This window comes from Stenotrophomonas sp. GD03819, assembly GCF_029841665.1.
Lineage (GTDB): Bacteria > Pseudomonadota > Gammaproteobacteria > Xanthomonadales > Xanthomonadaceae > Stenotrophomonas > Stenotrophomonas geniculata.
This window is the reverse complement of sequence record NZ_JAOCEW010000010.1, coordinates 1-16,227: the sequence shown is the minus strand read 5'-3', so window position 1 is coordinate 16,227 and position 16,227 is coordinate 1. Positions and strand designations below refer to the sequence as shown.

The window sequence follows — 16,227 nt, the reverse complement described above, 5'->3', positions numbered from 1 at the left end:
ACCCGAAAAAATGAGAACGTCGTCAGCTGTCCTTGTTGCCCGCTTGTGCCAGTCGCGCCATGCGCTGGGTGTCGGCGAGGATGCCGCGCAACAGGCGCACTTCCTGCTCGCTGGGTTCGCTGCGCAGGAACAGGCGGCGCAGCTTGCGCATCGCCGATTCCGGGGCGCGGCCCTTGTGGAAATCGATCTCATCCAGCGTGTCGCCAAGCTGGGCGAAGAAGCTCTCCATCTGCTCGTGGCTGGCCGCCTGTTCGCGGAAGCCCGGCTCGGCGTCGGCTGCAGGCTGCGCACCCAGCAGCTGCATGCGCGTTTCATAGGCCAGCACCTGCACGGCAGCAGCCAGGTTGAGCGAGCTGAACTCCGGGTCGGACGGGATGTGCACCGCTGCATGGCACAGCTGCAGTTCCTCGTTGGTCAGGCCGGTGCGCTCACGGCCGAACACCAGCGCCACCTCGGCACCCTCGCCGGCCTTGGCCACCGCGCGGGCAGCGGCATCGGCCGGCAGGTACTCCTCCAGCTGGACACGGCGGGCACGGGCGGTGCAGCCCAGCACCAGGCGGCAGTCAGCCACGGCCTCGGCCAGAGTCGCCACCACCGGGGCGTCCCCCAGTACGTCTTCGGCACCGGCCGAGCGCCGGAAGGCCTCCTCGTCCAGCGGCTTTTCGGGAGCGACCAGTACCAGGCGGGCCAGGCCCATGGTCTTCAGGGCACGGGCGGCGGCCCCCATGTTGCCGGGGTGCTGGGTACCGACCAGGACGAATCGGAGGCGGGTGGCGGCGGGAAACTGGGACATGAACAGGGAAAAGGTCGAGCTGGACGATGACCAATGGTAAACTGTGCGGCCGGCCACTGCGCCGGACCCGCTCTTTTCCCCCGCCAGTCCATCTCTTCTGCCTTTCCGGGAGCCCACGCCATGCAGAAACCCGCCGTAACCGTCATGGTCAAGGCCGCCCGCCTCGCCGGCAACGTCCTGTTGCGCAACATCAACAAGCTCGAGGCACTGAACGTGGTGCAGAAGGGCCGGATGGACTACGCCAGCGAAGTGGATGCGGACGCGGAAAAGGTCATCGTCAAGGAACTCAAGCGCGCCTACCCGGACTACGGCATCTTCGGTGAAGAAGGTGGCGTGCAGGGCGAGCGCCGCCAGATGTGGGTCATCGACCCGCTGGACGGCACCAGCAACTACCTGCGCGGCGTGCCGCACTACTGCGTGTCGATCGCCCTGGTCGAAAACGGCGAGCCGACCGATGCGGTCATCTTCGACCCGCTGCGCAATGAACTGTTCACCGCCAGCCGTGGCGCGGGTGCCGTGCTGAACGACCGCCGCATCCGCGTGGCCGACCGCAAGGATCTGGAAGGCACGATGATCCACACCGGCTTCGCCCCGCGCGAGCGTTCCCGCGCCAGCGCCCAGCTCAAGGCAGTCGACGCCCTGCTGGTGCACGGCGAGGACATCCGCCGTACCGGTTCGGCGGCACTGGACCTGGCCTACGTGGCCTGCGGCCGCGCCGACGCCTACTTCGAAGCCGGCGTGAAGGCATGGGACATCGCTGCCGGCCTGCTGCTGGTCCGCGAGGCGGGCGGCAAGGTCTGCGACTTCAAGGGCGCGACCCTGGGCCGCATGGACAACCGCGGCCCGGAGACCCACCAGATCGTGGCCGGCAACCTGAAGGTGGCCGAGTCGCTGCAGAAGGTGCTGGTGAACACCGGCTACGCTGCCGAGTTCGACGCGAAGTTCTGAGGTTCCGCGTAAAGCGGTTCATGGAGACGGCACCTGCGAAGGTGCCGTTTTCGTTTGTGCGCCGACGCATTGGCGCGCCAGGCGATGCCTGGGGATCATTTCCGCGACCGCGGTGGGGTGTCACTTTCTTTGCTCGTGCAAAGAAAGTAACCAAAGAAACACGCCGCCAGGGCGCGAGCCGATGCTGCGCATCGGTACCCTGCGCTTCTCGGCGAATCAGGGGGCGGCGCCGAACTCGCTTCGCTCAGACATCGGCGCCTCTTCGCCCCTGATTCCCCTGCGATGCTCGGCTCGCTCAAGGCGGAGCCAAGGTCAAATGCCACAGCTGCACCCAGTAGGTCCAATCCGTGCGTGGATGCTGTTGCCCTTGATCTTGACCTTCCAGTCCGCCTTCAAGCGAGCCGAGCACCGCAGGTCCGGCGAGGGCGAAGAGGTGCGGGTGTCTGAGCGCAGCGAGTTCCCGCACCGTCCCTCGACGGACCGAGGAGCACAGGGCACCGGCGTGCGCAGCGCGTCGGCTCGCGGCTGGCGGAGCGTTTCTTTGGTTACTTTCTTTGCGCGCAAAGAAAGTGACACCCCTCCGCGGTCGCGGAAACGACTCTCGCCGGGTCGTACCCGGCGCCACCAATGCGTGCGCGCACATACAAAAACGCCCGGCGCGGGGCCAGGCGTTCCTGCACTACCGTAGAAGTACGGAGATTTACGCCACCGTCGACGCCCGCAGCGCGGCAATGCGCTCTTCCAGCGGCGGGTGGCTCATGAACAGCTTCTTCGCCGTCGAACCGGCAATACCGAACGCCGCGATCTGGGTCGGCAGCGTGCTCTGGCCGTGGTTGAGCTGCAGGCGCTCCAGCGCGGCGATCATCTTCTGGCGACCGGCCAGCGAGGCACCACCCGCATCGGCGCGGAACTCGCGGTGGCGCGAGAACCACATCGAGATCATGGTGGCGAACAGGCCGAACACCATCTCCAGCACGAACACGATGATGTAGTAGGCGAAGCCGCGGCCGCCACCTTCGCGGTTGCCCGACAGCGCGCTGTCGATGATGCCGCCGACCACGCGGGCCAGCACGATCACGAAGGTGTTCAGCACGCCCTGCAGCAGCGCCATGGTGATCATGTCACCGTTGGCGACGTGGGCGATCTCGTGGCCCAACACCGCTTCGGCTTCATCTTCGCTCATGTTGTGCAGCAGGCCGGTGGACACCGCCACCAGCGCGTTGTTGCGGTTGGCGCCGGTGGCGAAGGCGTTGATCTCCGGGCCTTCGTACACGGCCACTTCGGGCATGCCGATGCCCGCCGCCTTGGCCTGGCGCTCGACCGTGGCCAGCAGCCAGCGCTCGGTCTGGTTGCGCGGCTCGGTGATCACCACCGCACCGGTGGAGCGCTTGGCCATCCACTTGGACAGCAGCAGCGAGATGAGGGAGCCACCAAAACCAAAGATCGCGGCCATGACCAGCAGGCCGCTCATCTGGTTCGAATTGACCCCCAGCAACGACATCACGATGCTGGCGAGGATCAGGACCGCGAAATTGGTCGCCAGGAACAGGGCAATGCGGGTAAACATGGGAAAATCCGGCTCGGAAGGGGTCGATACCGGTCAATTTGCGGTGTGGTCAGCTTGAATTCAAGCGCCAACCTGACCGACGATTCAGCCTGCATGACCGCCAATGTTCCCTGCGGCCGCTTCGCGCCCTCGCCGACCGGCCTGCTCCACCCCGGATCCCTGCTCGCCGCCTTCGGCAGCTGGCTGCTCGCGCGCCATCACGGCGGCCTGTGGCGGCTGCGCATCGAAGACGTCGACCCGCCGCGCACCGTGCCCGGTGCCGCCGAGTCTCAACTGCAGGCACTGACGGCGTTCGGTCTGGCCCACGATGGCCCGATCTTCTGGCAGAGCGCGCGCGGCGAGGCCTACCAGGCTGCGCTGGACGTACTGCTCGCCAGCGACCAGGCCTTTGTCTGCCACTGCAGCCGCGGCGACCTGGCCGCCAGCGGCGGCATCCACCATCACTGCGTCGCCCGGCAACCGCGACCGGACCCCGCCGTCCGTTTCCGCGTGCCACCGGGCAGCATCGTGCACTTCGACGATGGCCTGCGCGGCCCGCAGCAGCAGGACGTGCATGCCGAGGTCGGCGACTTCGTGCTGCGCCGCGCCGATGGCTGCTGGGCCTACCAGCTGGCGGTGGTGGTCGATGACGCCGCGCAGGGGGTGACCGAAGTGGTGCGCGGTGCCGACCTGCTCGACTCCACGGCACGGCAGATCCTGCTGCAGCAGGCCTTGGGGCTGGCGGTACCGCGCTACTGGCACCTGCCGCTGCTGCTCGATGCCCCGGGCCACAAGCTGTCCAAGTCGCTGGCGGCGCTGCCGGTGGACAGTTCGCGCCCGCTGCCCGTGCTGCGCCAGCTCTGGCAACTGCTGGGCCAGGCACCTGAAGCGCTGGAACCTGCGCACGATCTGGACACGCTGCTGGCGGCCGCTCGGAATGCCTTCGACCCAGCGCGGCTGCCACGTACCGACATCCTGCTGCCAGCCGGCGCACTTTCCGCGCCGATGTTGCAGAATCACCCTTCCCCCACCTGATACCCGGACAGCACTCCATGACATCTCGCGTCGCACTGGTCACCGGCGGAACCGGCGGCATCGGTACCGCCATCTGCCAACGCCTGGCCGACCAGGGCCACCGGGTCGCCACCAACTACCGCGACGAGGCCAAGGCCCGCGCCTGGCAGCAGGCGATGACCGAACGCGGCTACAGCGTGTCGATCTTCCCGGGCGATGTCTCCGATCCGGGCAGCGCCGAAGCGCTGGTGCGTGCGGTCGAAGCCGCGCTGGGCCCGGTCGAGATCCTGGTCAACAACGCCGGCATCACCCGCGATACCACGTTCCATCGCATGCGCGCGGACCAGTGGCACGATGTGATCAATACCAACCTCAATTCGGTGTTCAACGTCACCCGTCCGGTCATCGAGGGCATGCGCCGCCGCGGCTGGGGCCGGGTCATCCAGATCAGCTCGATCAACGGCCTGAAGGGCCAGTACGGCCAGGCCAACTACGCGGCGGCCAAGGCCGGCATGCACGGTTTCACCATCTCGCTGGCGCGCGAGAACGCCGGCTTCGGCATTACCGTCAACACCATTTCGCCCGGCTACGTCGCCACCGACATGGTGATGGCGGTTCCGGAGGAAGTGCGTGCCAAGATCATCGCCGATATCCCCACCGGACGCCTCGGCAAGCCGGAGGAAATCGCCTACGGCGTCTCGTTCCTGGTTGCCGACGAAGCCTCGTGGATCACCGGTAGCAACCTGGACATCAACGGCGGCCACCATATGGGTTGGTAAGCCGCGCAGGGGACCCTCGCGGCGATCGCCGCCGGGCCCCTGCCAAGAGTCATGCTGCGCAGCACGCAAACCCTTGTTGCGCAACATGATCGCCGCCGAAAGCCAAGCCTGGCGGGGGCTGAGGCGGTTGCAACGGCTGCTGCACTGCGCCATGCTGCGCGTCTACTGTGACGAGTACCGCTTCATGGCTGCGACCCGCATCATCAAGAAGTATCCGAACCGCCGTCTCTACGACACCGAGATCTCCAGCTACATCACCATCGAGGACGTGCGCCAGCTGATCCTGGACGGTGAAGACTTCGAAGTCCGCGACGCCAAGAGCGGCGACGACCTCACGCGATCAGTCCTGCTGCAGATCATCGCCGACCAGGAACAGGACGGCGAACCGATGCTGTCCACCCAGCTGCTGAGCCAGTTGATCCGCTTCTACGGCGACTCCCTGCAGGGCTTCATGGGCAATTACCTGGAGCGCAGCATGCAGGTCTTCCTCGACCAGCAGCAGCAGTTCCGCCAGCAGATGGGCAACCTGCTGGGGCAGACCCCATGGGCGATGATGAACCAGCTGACCGAGCGCAACCTGGAGCTGTGGCAGGAATTCCAGCGCAACATGGGCACGGGCTTCGGTGGCCCGCGCCCGGGCGGCACCGGAACGGGAACCGGGGCAGGTACCGGCAACAAGCCGAACGAACCGGGCGCCGGCACCGGCGGCAAGACCCGCCGCTGAGCTGCAGCAACGGTTGATACGAAAACGGCGCGCCCCTGGCGCGCCGTTTTGTTTGAATCGCGTCGGCGATACATCAGCGTTTCGCCTTGCACCCCGTGCATACGCGCTCGACCTTGTAACCCTTCGCCTTCAGCTTCTCGACCACGCCGTCGTTGCCCAGCAGGTGCAGCGTGCCCACCACCACCAGCGTGCCGCCCTGCCCGACCTGCAGGTACGGCAGCAGCTTCGGCACCCAGGCGTCATTGCGGCCGGTATTGATGCGCTGGTAAAGCTGTGGATACTGCTGGCGCATTTCCGCCGCCATCCTGGTCCACAACAGGCGCTCGTCACCCCGGCGCCAGGCATCATGCAGCTGGCGTGCCTGCTCGTCGGCCTTGCCAGCCTGGTCCAGCGCTTCGGCCAGCATCTGCCGCTGTTCCTGCAGCGTCATTCCGTCGAGCATGCCGATCTGGGTATCGATGTCTTCCAGTCCCGCGGTCTTGCGCCCGGTCTTCTGCGCACGCTCCATGAAGTGACGATCCAGGCCCAGTGCGGGGTCCAGGCCCAGCTTCTGCATCTGCCCGACCGAAATGCTCAGGCCGACAAACCACGGCTTCATGCCCTGCATCTGCGCCAGCGGCAGCTTGTTCTCGGTGGCGAACACCTGCAGCTTCTGCCAGGTCGCAGCATCCAGGTCACGCTTGAGCTCGCTGCCATCGGTGCGGACCGCTGCCTGCACCATGCGGCTGGCCAGCTGTGGCGACTGCATGTCTTCCGGCGACAGTTCGAACACGACCCGCTGCGAGGCCTCGAACGCCTGTTCGACATCGGGCGACAACGGGTAGTCCTGCGGCTTCAGCAGGTGGAAGGAACCGAGCAGGTAGAGGCGCGAGTCGCCCGGCCCAGTCACTTTCCACAGCAACGGCACCGGCGGCTTGGCCACCGCTGCGCCAGCGATGTCGGCTTGCGCGGTACGCGCTGCAACCAGCGGTGCCAGCGCACAGGCCGCCAGTACAACGGCGGTACGCAACAGGGATCTGATCGGCATATCAGCCTTCTCCTTCAGGCAGGTGGTAAGCCTTCTCGCCCGCTTCCACGCGCAGGTCCAGCCGGTTTTCCGGCGGCGCCAACGGGCAGGTCGCGTAGGCGGTGAACGCACACGGCGGGTTGTAGGCATGGTTGAAATCGATGCGTACCGTGCCATCGGCTGCCGGCGCATCGGTATCCAGGTAACGCCCCGCCGGATAGCTGCCGCGGCCACTGGTGCGGTCGGCAAAGATGAGGAACAGCGGTTGACCGGGCGCACCAATCGCCTCCAGCCGCCAACTGCGGCCATCACGCTGGAACTCGACCGCGCCTGCGTTGGGCATCTCGGTGGTCAGGCCAGTGATATCGACGATCGGCAGGGTTTTGCCCGGCGAGTGCGCGATGAAGCGCGCCTGCACCTGCCAGTCAGGACCACCCGGCCAGTACTCCAGTCCTGCAAAATCTCGGCGTGCCGGCGCATCGGCATGCTTGACCCGCAGCGCATCGCGCGGGCCGCGGCGGATGATGCTGAGCTGCCCCTTGCTGCCATCGAAGGCCAGCAGCGTCGGCTGCGGATCCTTGTCGGTGTCGACACGGATGCGGCCGCGCACCGGCTGCCCGTCATGGCTGACGTCAACGCCGGCCTCAGGTGTGAACCACCATTGGCTGCCTTCGCGGCGCAGCAGGCCCAGCTTGTCCGGCCCAACCGCCAGGCGGATGCCATTGGTCGCGCCGCTGCCGACGAAGTGCGATTTGTTCTGCAGCCAGTGCAGGCCGACCAGCGCTGTCCAACCGTCCGGCCGGGTCAGATCCTGGTAGCGCGCTACCCGCCACTGCTGCTGCGTGGCCGCGTAGGCCGGATCTTCAGTGACCTTCGGCGCCGGCGGTGTCGCCGGGCTGCAGGCAACCAACACCAGAGCGGCCAGCAGGCCGCCCACTCCCCGATAACGCATCGATGCTCCCCTCAACGTCCGCGCAGGAACCAGCGGTCGATCTCCGCCAGCGAAAAACGGGCCCAGGTCGGTCGGCCGTGGTTGCACTGGCCAGACCGCTCGGTAATTTCCATGTCGCGCAGCAGCGCGTTCATCTCCGGCACGGTCAGGCGCCGGTTGGCGCGCACCGCACCATGGCAGGCCATGGTCGACAGCAGTTCATCGCGCGCACTGGCCACGCGCCGGCTCTGGCCGTGTTCGCGCAGGTCGGTCAGCACGTCGCGCAGCAGCCCTTCCGGTTCGGCATGCGCCAACAGCGCTGGAATGCTGCGCACATGCAGGGATCCGGGGCCGGCGCGGGTCACCTCGAAGCCGAGCGCCGCCAGTGTGTCGGCTTCGCTTTCGGCAGTGTCGGCCTCACGCTCGCCCACTGCCAGCGTGATCGGCACCAGCAGCGGCTGCGACTGCAGGCCGATACCGTCGTGCGCGTTCTTCAGGCGCTCGTAACCGATGCGCTCGTGCGCGGCATGCATATCGACCACGATCAAGCCTTCTGCATTCTCGGCCAGGATGTAGATGCCATGCAGCTGCGCGATCGCGTAGCCCAGCGGCGGCACGCCTGCGTCGGCACTGGTGACCGGCAGTCCGTTCTCGGTCGGCATTGGCGGCAGCGCAGCACCGCGCTCGGCGCCGGCTGGTGCGGCATACAGCGCGGCATAGGCAGCCGGAGCATCGGCCACCTGCAGCCCCAGCGGTTGCTGCGGGCGCCAGCCCGAGAATCCACCACCGCCGCCACTCGAACCGGCACCCGGTGCGGCACCGCGGACCAGACCGAAACCGGAGGCGCCTGCACTGGAGACCATCGATGCCGCACCTGCATCCGCCGGATGCGCGGAGCCGGCACCGATGTCCTGCGCCGACATGCCGGCACGGGTATCGGCCAGCGCATCCTTCAGCGTGCGGTAGACAAAATCATGCACCAGCCGCGAATCACGGAAACGCACCTCGTGCTTGGCCGGGTGCACGTTGACATCAACGCGGGTCGGGTCGAGCTCAAGGAACAGCACATAGGCCGGCTGGCGACCGTGGTACAACACGTCGCCGTAAGCCATCTTCACCGCATGGGCGACGCTGCGGTCGCGCACCGAACGGCCGTTGACGTACAGGTACTGCTGGTCGGCGCTGGCGCGCGAATAATGCGGTTGCGCGATCCAGCCGTGCAGGCGCAGGCCGGCACCACTGTGGTCGACGCGCACGGCCTGGTTGGCGAAATCCTCGCCCAGCGTTTCAGCCAATCGCGCATCGGAATACAGATCGCCCGGCTTGTAGCGGCGCGAGGCCTTGCCGTTGTGCGACACGCGCAGCTCGACATCCGGCCGCGCCAGCGCCAGCGAACGCAGCCATTCTTCGATATGGCCCAGCTCGGTACGCTCGGCGCGCAGGAACTTGCGCCGCGCCGGTACGTTGTAGAACAGCTCGCGCACTTCTACCGTGGTGCCCGGCGCATGCGCGCGCGGGGTCACTTCGCCGATCTTGCCGCCTTCGATCTGCAGCGCCGAACCGTGTTCGTCATGTGCGCGACGCGAGGACAGAGTGAAACGGCTGACCGAGGCGATCGACGGCAGCGCTTCACCCCGGAAGCCGAGCGTGGCCACCGATTCGAGGTCGTCCAGATCGGCGATCTTGCTGGTGGCATGGCGCGATACCGCCAGCGGCAGCTGTTCCGGTGCGATGCCACTGCCGTTGTCGCGGATGCGGATCAGGCGTACACCGCCCTCTTCAAGATCGATATCAACGCGGCTGGCACCGGCGTCGATCGCGTTCTCGACCAGCTCCTTGACCACCGACGCGGGACGTTCGACCACTTCGCCGGCGGCGATCTGGTTGATGAGGATCTCCGGCAACGGCCGGATCGGGCGCGGATGGGTAGCAGACGTCATGCGGGGATGATAACGGAGCGGCCGAGGGTAGAGTCGAGCCATGCTCGACTGACGGGCTACCGGCAAGGCCCAGTCGAGCATGAATCATCCCGCGTGCCCAGCGGCAGGGTCCGCGCGCATGGCGTTGCGTTCATCAGAAGGGCGCCCATCGGTCATGGGGCGCGGCTCGACTCTACAGAAAGCAGTAAACCGCCTTCGGCGGGTTACTTGCTGCCGCCGGCCATGGTGCCGGCTGCGTCGATCTCGGCCTGGGCGCGGGCGGCATACAACGTGCCCGGTGGCGGCTGGCGGCTGAAGAAGGTGTGCACACCGTCCAGCACGGCACCGGCGATCTTGCGCTGGTAGGCCGGGTCGATCAGGCGGCGCTCTTCATCCGGGTTGGAGATGAAGGCGGTTTCCACCAGCATCGCCGGCATGTCCGAGGTGCGCAGCACCGCGAAGTTGGCGCGCTCGATGTTCGGCTTGTGGTTGTTGCCGATCCGCTTCAGGCCGCCCAGCACGTGGCCGGCCGCGTCCTCGGACGCCTTCATGTAGCCGCTCTGGGCCAGATCCAGCAGCACGTTGGCAAGCGTGCCTTCGGTCTGCTGCAGGCGCACGCCACCGACCAGGTCGGCCGCGTTTTCCTTGTCCGCCAGCCAGCGGGCGCGCTGCGAAGAGGCGCCCTTGGTCGACAGCACGTACACCGACGAACCGGTGGCCGAACGGTTTTCGGCCGCGTCGGCATGGATCGAAATGAAGATGTCGGCCTTGTTCGCACGCGCCTTCTGTGCGCGCATCGGCAGCGGGATGAACACGTCGCTGTCGCGGGTGAGGTAAGCCTTCAGGCCCGGCGTCGCATTGACTTGGCGGGCCAGTTCACGCGCCACCGCCAGGGTCACATCCTTTTCGCGCTTGCCGGTCGGGCCGATCGCGCCCGGATCCTGGCCGCCGTGACCCGGATCGATGGCCACCACCAGATGACGCATGCCAGCCTGCATGCGGATGCGCGACGCATCGCTGGGCATGGCCGGACGCGGCGGTTCCACCGTCGTCGGTGCCGGTGCGGGCACCGTAGCCGGCGGCGTGGTCACCACCGCTGCGGTGCGCTGTCCAGCCAGGATCGCGGCCGGCGACGAAGAAGGCGAGCTGCTGGCCACGGTACCGGCCGCCGCGACCTGGGCCGGTGAAGTGGACGGCGCCGGGGTGGGCGTGGCCGGCGCGGCGGCAGTGGCACTGGCCTGCTGGCGAACCTGGGCAGTCAGCAGCGCGGTGGCACGCGCAGCATCGGAACGCGACTGCGCGCTCTCCGCCGGCGTCGGCGTCGGCGTCGGTGCAGGCGTGTTGACCGGTGCCTGTGGCTGCACCGCCGGCGTCACTGCAGGACGGCTGGCGGCCACGGCCGGGCCATCGCCCGGCCATTCGATCACCAGCTTGGATTCATTGCCCTCGCGCTGCATCTGTGGGCGGAACGGCGCCACCGATTCAGCAAGGTCGAAAACGACACGGAAGGTGCCCGGCACCGGCTGTCCGGTACGCACCGCCGTAACCACGCCCTGCGCAGCCGGCATTTTCAGGTTGCGTATGGCGCTGGAGTCGGGGAAATCGACCACCAGGCGGTTCGGACCGGCCAGAGAAAGCGTCTTGTAGCCGCCACTGCCGACCAGCGAGATTTCGGCACGGGTGCCGGTAGCGCCGGTATTCAGCAGGACCTGGCGGACTTCACCGGCCCACGCACTGACGCTCGCCAGACCCAGTCCGACGGCGGCACAGATAGCGATGAGACGGTTCCCCGGGCGCATGGCTCAGGATTCAATCACCGCGCTGAACGGAATGCAACACCTTTTTCCTTAATAATCCGTAACCTGCCGGTCTTTGTTCTCGTCAGCCGACAGAAATGGCCTGCAAGTCGCCCCCCTTGGGAAGCCGCTTCAACCATTCATGTCCGACGTCGCTTACTTCAGTGAGACGCGCGCGACGCCCCTGCCCCTCGATCTCCAGCGCCACCACCAGGTCGGTCGGCGGTAGCGCGCCGGCGCCGCGTTCCGGCCATTCCACCAGCCACAGCACCGCGCTGCCCTCGTCCAGGCCGAGGAAATCCAGCTCACCGGCCTGGCCGATGCGGTACAGGTCCAAGTGCCACGCCTCACCGCCACTGGCCAGCGGATAGCGCTCGACCAGGGTGTAGGTGGGGCTGCGGATCGCGCCCTGCACGCCCAGCGCGCGCAGCAGTGCGCGGGCGGTGGTGGATTTGCCGGCGCCCAGGTCGCCGCGCAGTTCGACCAGCGCCTGCGGCGGCCGGGTGGCCGCCAGCCATTGCCCGAGCAGTTCAGTGGCATCGCTGTCGGCAAGGAAGAAATCGATCATCGAGAGAGTTCCGGGTTGGCCAGTCGCCGCAACGGCGACAGCAGATCAGTAGGAAGCAGGCCGCGCACGCCATCGGCGGCCGCGGCGTCGCCCGCGAGCGCATGCAGCAGTGCACCAGCGGCGGCAGCGTCGAAGGCGGCCAGCCCCTGCGCGCGCAGGCTGGCAATGATGCCGGTGAGCAGATCGCCCATGCCTCCCACGGCCATGCCGGGATTGCCTGCACCGATCAGCCGTGGCGCCTGCCCGGGGGCCGTCACGATGCTGCCTGCGCCCTTCAGCACCACCACGGCGTGGAAGCGTTCGGCCAACGCCTGCGCACAGCGGTAGCGATCAGCCTGGATGTCAGCGGTACTGCAGCCGAGCAGGCGCGCGGCCTCGCCCGGATGTGGCGTAAGGATGGCGTCCGGTAGCGCGCGCGGATCCTGCGCCAGCAGGTTCAGCGCATCGGCGTCGACCACCAGCGGCTTGGCGCTGGCCAGCACCCGCGCAAACAGTGCACGCGCCCATTCGTCCTGGCCCAGACCGGGGCCAATCGCGACCACCCTGGCCTTGTCCAGCAGCGCCGGCAGCACATCGCCGTCTTCCAGCGCGTGGGTCATCGCCTCCGGCAGGCGCGCCAGCAACGGACCGACGTGATCGCGGCGGGTACCCAGGCTCAGCAATCCCGCGCCCGCACGCAAAGCGGCCTCGGCCGCCATGGCGATGGCGCCGCCGCTGCCATGGTTGCCGCCGACGCACAGCACGTGCCCGGATTCGCCCTTGTGGGTGTTGGCGCGGCGCGGCGGCAGCAGTGCCGGCAAGCGGGCCTGGGTCCAGTGCTCCGCGGCGGGTGACACGCCCTGCCGTGCGGCCGCGGGCAGCTGCAGCGGCGCCAGCGCCTTCTGGCCGCAATGATCCAGCGCGTCGCCGGTATACAGCCCGCGATGCGGCACGATGAACTGCAGGGTCAAAGCGGCCTTCACGGCCACGCCCGGTACGGCACCGCGATCGGCATCGACGCCACTGGGGACGTCCAGCGCCAATACCGGTACCGCCTGCGCGTTGAGCGCGACAATCAGCGCCTGCGCCACGCCTTCCGGCGCGCGATCGAAGCCCAGACCGAACAGGGAATCGACCCAGATATCAGCCTCGGGCAGCGCGCCGTCGAAATCGGTGATGGTGCCGCCGCCGGACTTGAATTCCGAAGCCGCACGCTGTGCCAGCACGGTTGACGGTGACTTCCCCGGCAAGGCGATCACCATCACCTCACGCCCGGCCTGCAGCGCGTGGCGGGCCAGCACATGGCCATCGCCACCGTTGTTGCCCGCTCCGACCACCACGCCGATCCGCCGCGCCTGCGGCCAGTGCTGCAGCAGGCACTGCCAGGCAGCCTGGCCGGCCTGCGCCATCAGGCCCCAGCCGCCCTCGGCAGCCAGTGCCGAGGCCTGCGCATCAAGCGCACGCGCGGCAGCAGAATCGAACAGATCGGCGAGGTTGGCCATGCAGGGATTTTATACTGGTGCACATGTCCCCTGCCCCCACCCCTGTCGATCCGGCCCAGGCCGTGCAGCGCATCCGCGAACTGGCCCGTGCGCATGGCTTCCAGCGCTGCGGCATCGCCGGCATCGAGCTGGGCGAGGATGAAGCGCACCTGGCCGACTGGCTGGGCCAGGGCCTGTACGGCACGATGGACTGGATGGCGCGCCACGGCACCCTGCGCGCGCGCCCGGCGGAGCTGCTGCCCGGCACCGTACGGGTGATCTCGGTAGGCATGGACTACAGCCACAAGGACGACACCGAAGCCTGGGCGACCCTGGCCGACCCGGGACGTGCCTACGTGGCCCGCTACGCGCTGGGCCGCGACTACCACAAGCTGATGCGCAACCGCCTGCAGAAGCTGGCCACGCAGATCAACGATGAAGTGGCACCGCTGGGCTACCGCGTGTTCGTCGATTCGGCCCCCGTACTGGAACGCGCACTGGCGCGCAATGCCGGTCTCGGCTGGATCGGCAAGCACACCTGCCTGATCGACCGCCATGGCGGCTCATGGTTCTTCATCGGCGAGATCTACATCGATATCCCGCTACCGATCGATGCTCCGGCCACTGCACATTGCGGTACCTGCACGCGCTGCATCGATGTCTGCCCGACCCAGGCCATCACCGGCCCGCAGCGCCTGGATGCGCGGCGCTGTATCTCCTACCTGACCATCGAGCACGACGGTGCCATCCCCGAAGACATGCGGCCGTTGATCGGCAACCGCATCTACGGCTGTGACGACTGCCAGCTGGTGTGCCCCTGGAACAAGTTCGCCAAGCGCACCGACGAAGCCGACTTCCGCGCACGCAACAACCTCGATACCGCGCGGCTTGACCAGCTGTTCGCCTGGGATGAAGCCGAGTTCCTGCGCCGCACCGAAGGCAGCCCGATCCGGCGCAGCGGCCACGAGCGCTGGCTGCGCAACATCGCCGTGGCGCTGGGCAATGCCCCCTCTTCGGTCGAAGCGCTCGCTGCACTGCAGACCCGCATCGACGATCCCTCGCCGCTGGTGCGTGAACACGTGCAGTGGGGACTGGGCCAGCACACGGCGCGCTGACGTGCGATCCTGAGCACCCGCTCCACCCGCAGCACGCCGTTCCCATGCAGCCACGCAACAACGACATCCTCACCCCCAGCCAGCTCAACACCCTGGCCCGCGATCTGCTGGAAGGCAGCTTCCCGGCGATCTGGGTCGAGGCCGAGCTGGGCAGCGTGGCCCGTCCTTCCTCCGGGCACCTGTATTTCACCCTGAAGGACGCACGCGCGCAGCTGCGCGCGGCGATGTTCCGGATGAAGGCGCAGTACCTGAAGTTCGTGCCGCGCGAAGGCATGCGCGTGCTGGTGCGTGGCAAGGTGACCCTGTATGACGCTCGTGGCGAGTACCAGATGGTGCTGGACCACATGGAGGAAGCCGGCGAAGGCGCATTGCGCCGCGCCTTCGAAGAGCTGAAGGCACGCCTGGAGGCCGAGGGCCTGTTCGACCCGGCGCGCAAGCGGCCGCTGCCCGCGCACGTGCAGCGCCTGGCAGTGATCACCTCGCCCACCGGCGCCGCCGTGCGCGACGTGCTGAGCGTGCTGGCCCGCCGCTTCCCGCTGCTTGAAGTGGACTTGCTGCCGACCCTGGTGCAGGGCAGCAGCGCCGCTGCACAGATCACCCGCCTGCTGCAGGCCGCCGATGCCAGTGGTCGCTACGACGTGATCCTGCTGACCCGCGGCGGCGGTTCACTGGAAGACCTGTGGGCCTTCAACGATGAAGCACTGGCCCGTGCGATCGCCGCCAGCCGCACCCCGGTGGTGTCGGCGGTGGGCCACGAAACCGACTTCAGCTTGAGCGACTTCGCCGCCGACCTGCGCGCGCCGACACCGTCGGTGGCCGCCGAACTGCTGGTGCCGGACCAGCGCGAACTGGCGCTGCGCCTGCGCCGCACGGCGGCACGCATGGTGCAGCTGCAGCGGCACACGATGCAGCAGGCGATGCAGCGTGCCGACCGTGCGCTGCTGCGCCTCAACGCGCAGAGCCCGCAGGCCAGGCTGGATCTGCTGCGTCGCCGCCAGCTGGACCTGGGCCGGCGCCTGCATGCCGCGTTCAATCAGCAGCAGGAACGCCGTGCCGCACGCCTGCGCCATGCAGCGGCGGTGTTGCGCGGGCACCATCCGCAGCGCCAGCTCGACGCGATGCAGCGCCGCCTCGCCGCCCTGCGTGGGCGTCCGCAGGCTGCAATGCAGCGCCTGCTGGAACGCGATGCACTGCACCTGCGCGGGCTGGCGCGTTCGCTGGAAGCGGTCAGCCCGCTGGCGACCGTGGCCCGCGGCTACAGCATCCTCACCCGCAGCGACGACGGCACTCTGGTGCGGAAGGTCGATCAGGTGCAGCCTGGCGATGCGCTGCAGGCGCGCGTCGGCGACGGCGTGATCGACGTGCAGGTCAAGTAGAGGGTTGTTCGGCAGGGCTGCGCCCTGCACCTGCAGAGGCAAATGCAACAGCCGAAGCAACAACGAAAGCGGCTCTGGATTGCTGATAGCTTGGCGGGGTGGTGTGGCTGTGCAGGACACGCCGTAAACCCATCCCTGGGGACTCGATGGCGCCATCCATGGCGCCAACGGTCCTGCACAGCCACACCGCCCCACCCTCGACAGTGTCCCGATGACGGTCGGTAGATCCACGCCATGCGTGGATGAATCTCT

The 16,227-nt window shown here is 67.8% G+C and carries 14 protein-coding genes; 6 read left to right on the top strand and 8 right to left on the bottom strand.

All coding sequences use genetic code 11. The features are described 5' to 3' along the window. Nucleotides 1-22 precede the first annotated feature (22 nt). Nucleotides 23-793 (bottom strand): RNA methyltransferase, encoded by a 771-nt coding sequence (locus tag N5D45_RS07730; protein WP_010486603.1) that lies wholly within the window; start codon nucleotides 791-793, stop codon nucleotides 23-25. A gap of 120 nt (nucleotides 794-913) precedes the next feature. On the opposite strand from N5D45_RS07730, the gene N5D45_RS07725 reads away from it, so the two are divergent. Beyond that, on the top strand, nucleotides 914-1,741 hold the full coding sequence (locus tag N5D45_RS07725) for an inositol monophosphatase family protein (protein ID WP_005417749.1): 828 nt from the start codon (nucleotides 914-916) through the stop codon (nucleotides 1,739-1,741). A 700-nt stretch (nucleotides 1,742-2,441) separates the two neighbouring features. Here the strand turns inward: N5D45_RS07725 and htpX are convergent. Continuing rightward, nucleotides 2,442-3,308 (bottom strand): protease HtpX, encoded by an 867-nt coding sequence (gene htpX, locus N5D45_RS07720; RefSeq protein ID WP_010486600.1) that lies wholly within the window; start codon nucleotides 3,306-3,308, stop codon nucleotides 2,442-2,444. Between the two features lie 93 nt (nucleotides 3,309-3,401). Between htpX and gluQRS the strand changes: the two genes are divergently transcribed. From gluQRS to phaR, 3 genes are all read left to right on the top strand, one after another. Further along, entirely contained in the window at nucleotides 3,402-4,322 is a 921-nt protein-coding gene (gluQRS, locus tag N5D45_RS07715; RefSeq protein ID WP_164194424.1) for a tRNA glutamyl-Q(34) synthetase GluQRS, read from the top strand. A 17-nt stretch (nucleotides 4,323-4,339) separates the two neighbouring features. Further along, nucleotides 4,340-5,080: an acetoacetyl-CoA reductase gene (gene phbB / locus N5D45_RS07710; RefSeq protein WP_010486596.1), complete on the top strand. Its 741-nt coding sequence runs from the start codon at nucleotides 4,340-4,342 to the stop codon at nucleotides 5,078-5,080. Nucleotides 5,081-5,165: 85 nt separating this feature from the next. Beyond that, nucleotides 5,166-5,804, top strand: coding sequence for a polyhydroxyalkanoate synthesis repressor PhaR (phaR, locus tag N5D45_RS07705; protein ID WP_257471829.1), 639 nt, complete (start codon nucleotides 5,166-5,168; stop codon nucleotides 5,802-5,804). A gap of 73 nt (nucleotides 5,805-5,877) precedes the next feature. On the opposite strand, the gene N5D45_RS07700 is transcribed toward phaR, so the two are convergent. The 6 genes from N5D45_RS07700 to N5D45_RS07675 form a co-directional block, all read right to left on the bottom strand. Then, nucleotides 5,878-6,831 (bottom strand): TraB/GumN family protein, encoded by a 954-nt coding sequence (locus N5D45_RS07700; protein ID WP_164194422.1) that lies wholly within the window; start codon nucleotides 6,829-6,831, stop codon nucleotides 5,878-5,880. A gap of 1 nt (nucleotide 6,832) precedes the next feature. Beyond that, the gene (locus N5D45_RS07695) at nucleotides 6,833-7,762 is read right to left on the bottom strand and encodes a DUF1684 domain-containing protein (protein ID WP_049482277.1); all 930 of its coding nucleotides are present in this window, start codon (nucleotides 7,760-7,762) and stop codon (nucleotides 6,833-6,835) included. 11 nt (nucleotides 7,763-7,773) lie between these two features. Next, nucleotides 7,774-9,681, bottom strand: a complete 1,908-nt coding sequence (gene mutL / locus N5D45_RS07690) for a DNA mismatch repair endonuclease MutL (RefSeq protein ID WP_019336846.1) — start codon at nucleotides 9,679-9,681, stop codon at nucleotides 7,774-7,776. A gap of 203 nt (nucleotides 9,682-9,884) precedes the next feature. Next, a complete protein-coding gene (locus tag N5D45_RS07685) occupies nucleotides 9,885-11,459 on the bottom strand; it encodes an N-acetylmuramoyl-L-alanine amidase (RefSeq protein ID WP_164194419.1) in 1,575 nt (524 codons plus the stop codon). A gap of 82 nt (nucleotides 11,460-11,541) precedes the next feature. Next, on the bottom strand, nucleotides 11,542-12,024 hold the full coding sequence (gene tsaE, locus N5D45_RS07680) for a tRNA (adenosine(37)-N6)-threonylcarbamoyltransferase complex ATPase subunit type 1 TsaE (RefSeq protein WP_164194416.1): 483 nt from the start codon (nucleotides 12,022-12,024) through the stop codon (nucleotides 11,542-11,544). Further along, nucleotides 12,021-13,505, bottom strand: coding sequence for a bifunctional ADP-dependent NAD(P)H-hydrate dehydratase/NAD(P)H-hydrate epimerase (locus N5D45_RS07675; protein WP_057503871.1), 1,485 nt, complete (start codon nucleotides 13,503-13,505; stop codon nucleotides 12,021-12,023). The genes tsaE and N5D45_RS07675 overlap by 4 nt, the downstream gene beginning before the upstream one ends. A 23-nt stretch (nucleotides 13,506-13,528) precedes the next feature. Between N5D45_RS07675 and queG the strand changes: the two genes are divergently transcribed. Next, nucleotides 13,529-14,599, top strand: a complete 1,071-nt coding sequence (gene queG, locus N5D45_RS07670; protein ID WP_049454822.1) for a tRNA epoxyqueuosine(34) reductase QueG — start codon at nucleotides 13,529-13,531, stop codon at nucleotides 14,597-14,599. 44 nt (nucleotides 14,600-14,643) lie between these two features. Continuing rightward, nucleotides 14,644-15,975 (top strand): exodeoxyribonuclease VII large subunit, encoded by a 1,332-nt coding sequence (xseA, locus tag N5D45_RS07665; protein ID WP_057503873.1) that lies wholly within the window; start codon nucleotides 14,644-14,646, stop codon nucleotides 15,973-15,975. Nucleotides 15,976-16,227: the final 252 nt, after the last annotated feature.

Excerpts from the sequence above, each read along its gene's own strand:
- N5D45_RS07700 (WP_164194422.1), bottom strand. The coding sequence starts at position 6,831 with ATGCCGATCAGATCCCTGTTGCGTACCGCCGTTGTACTGGCGGCCTGT.
- phaR (WP_257471829.1), top strand. The coding sequence starts at position 5,166 with ATGATCGCCGCCGAAAGCCAAGCCTGGCGGGGGCTGAGGCGGTTGCAA.
- gluQRS (WP_164194424.1), top strand. The coding sequence starts at position 3,402 with ATGACCGCCAATGTTCCCTGCGGCCGCTTCGCGCCCTCGCCGACCGGC.
- phbB (WP_010486596.1), top strand. The coding sequence starts at position 4,340 with ATGACATCTCGCGTCGCACTGGTCACCGGCGGAACCGGCGGCATCGGT.
- mutL (WP_019336846.1), bottom strand. The coding sequence starts at position 9,681 with ATGACGTCTGCTACCCATCCGCGCCCGATCCGGCCGTTGCCGGAGATC.
- N5D45_RS07675 (WP_057503871.1), bottom strand. The coding sequence starts at position 13,505 with ATGGCCAACCTCGCCGATCTGTTCGATTCTGCTGCCGCGCGTGCGCTT.
- xseA (WP_057503873.1), top strand. The coding sequence starts at position 14,644 with ATGCAGCCACGCAACAACGACATCCTCACCCCCAGCCAGCTCAACACC.
- htpX (WP_010486600.1), bottom strand. The coding sequence starts at position 3,308 with ATGTTTACCCGCATTGCCCTGTTCCTGGCGACCAATTTCGCGGTCCTG.
- N5D45_RS07695 (WP_049482277.1), bottom strand. The coding sequence starts at position 7,762 with ATGCGTTATCGGGGAGTGGGCGGCCTGCTGGCCGCTCTGGTGTTGGTT.
- N5D45_RS07685 (WP_164194419.1), bottom strand. The coding sequence starts at position 11,459 with ATGCGCCCGGGGAACCGTCTCATCGCTATCTGTGCCGCCGTCGGACTG.
- queG (WP_049454822.1), top strand. The coding sequence starts at position 13,529 with ATGTCCCCTGCCCCCACCCCTGTCGATCCGGCCCAGGCCGTGCAGCGC.
- N5D45_RS07725 (WP_005417749.1), top strand. The coding sequence starts at position 914 with ATGCAGAAACCCGCCGTAACCGTCATGGTCAAGGCCGCCCGCCTCGCC.
- tsaE (WP_164194416.1), bottom strand. The coding sequence starts at position 12,024 with ATGATCGATTTCTTCCTTGCCGACAGCGATGCCACTGAACTGCTCGGG.
- N5D45_RS07730 (WP_010486603.1), bottom strand. The coding sequence starts at position 793 with ATGTCCCAGTTTCCCGCCGCCACCCGCCTCCGATTCGTCCTGGTCGGT.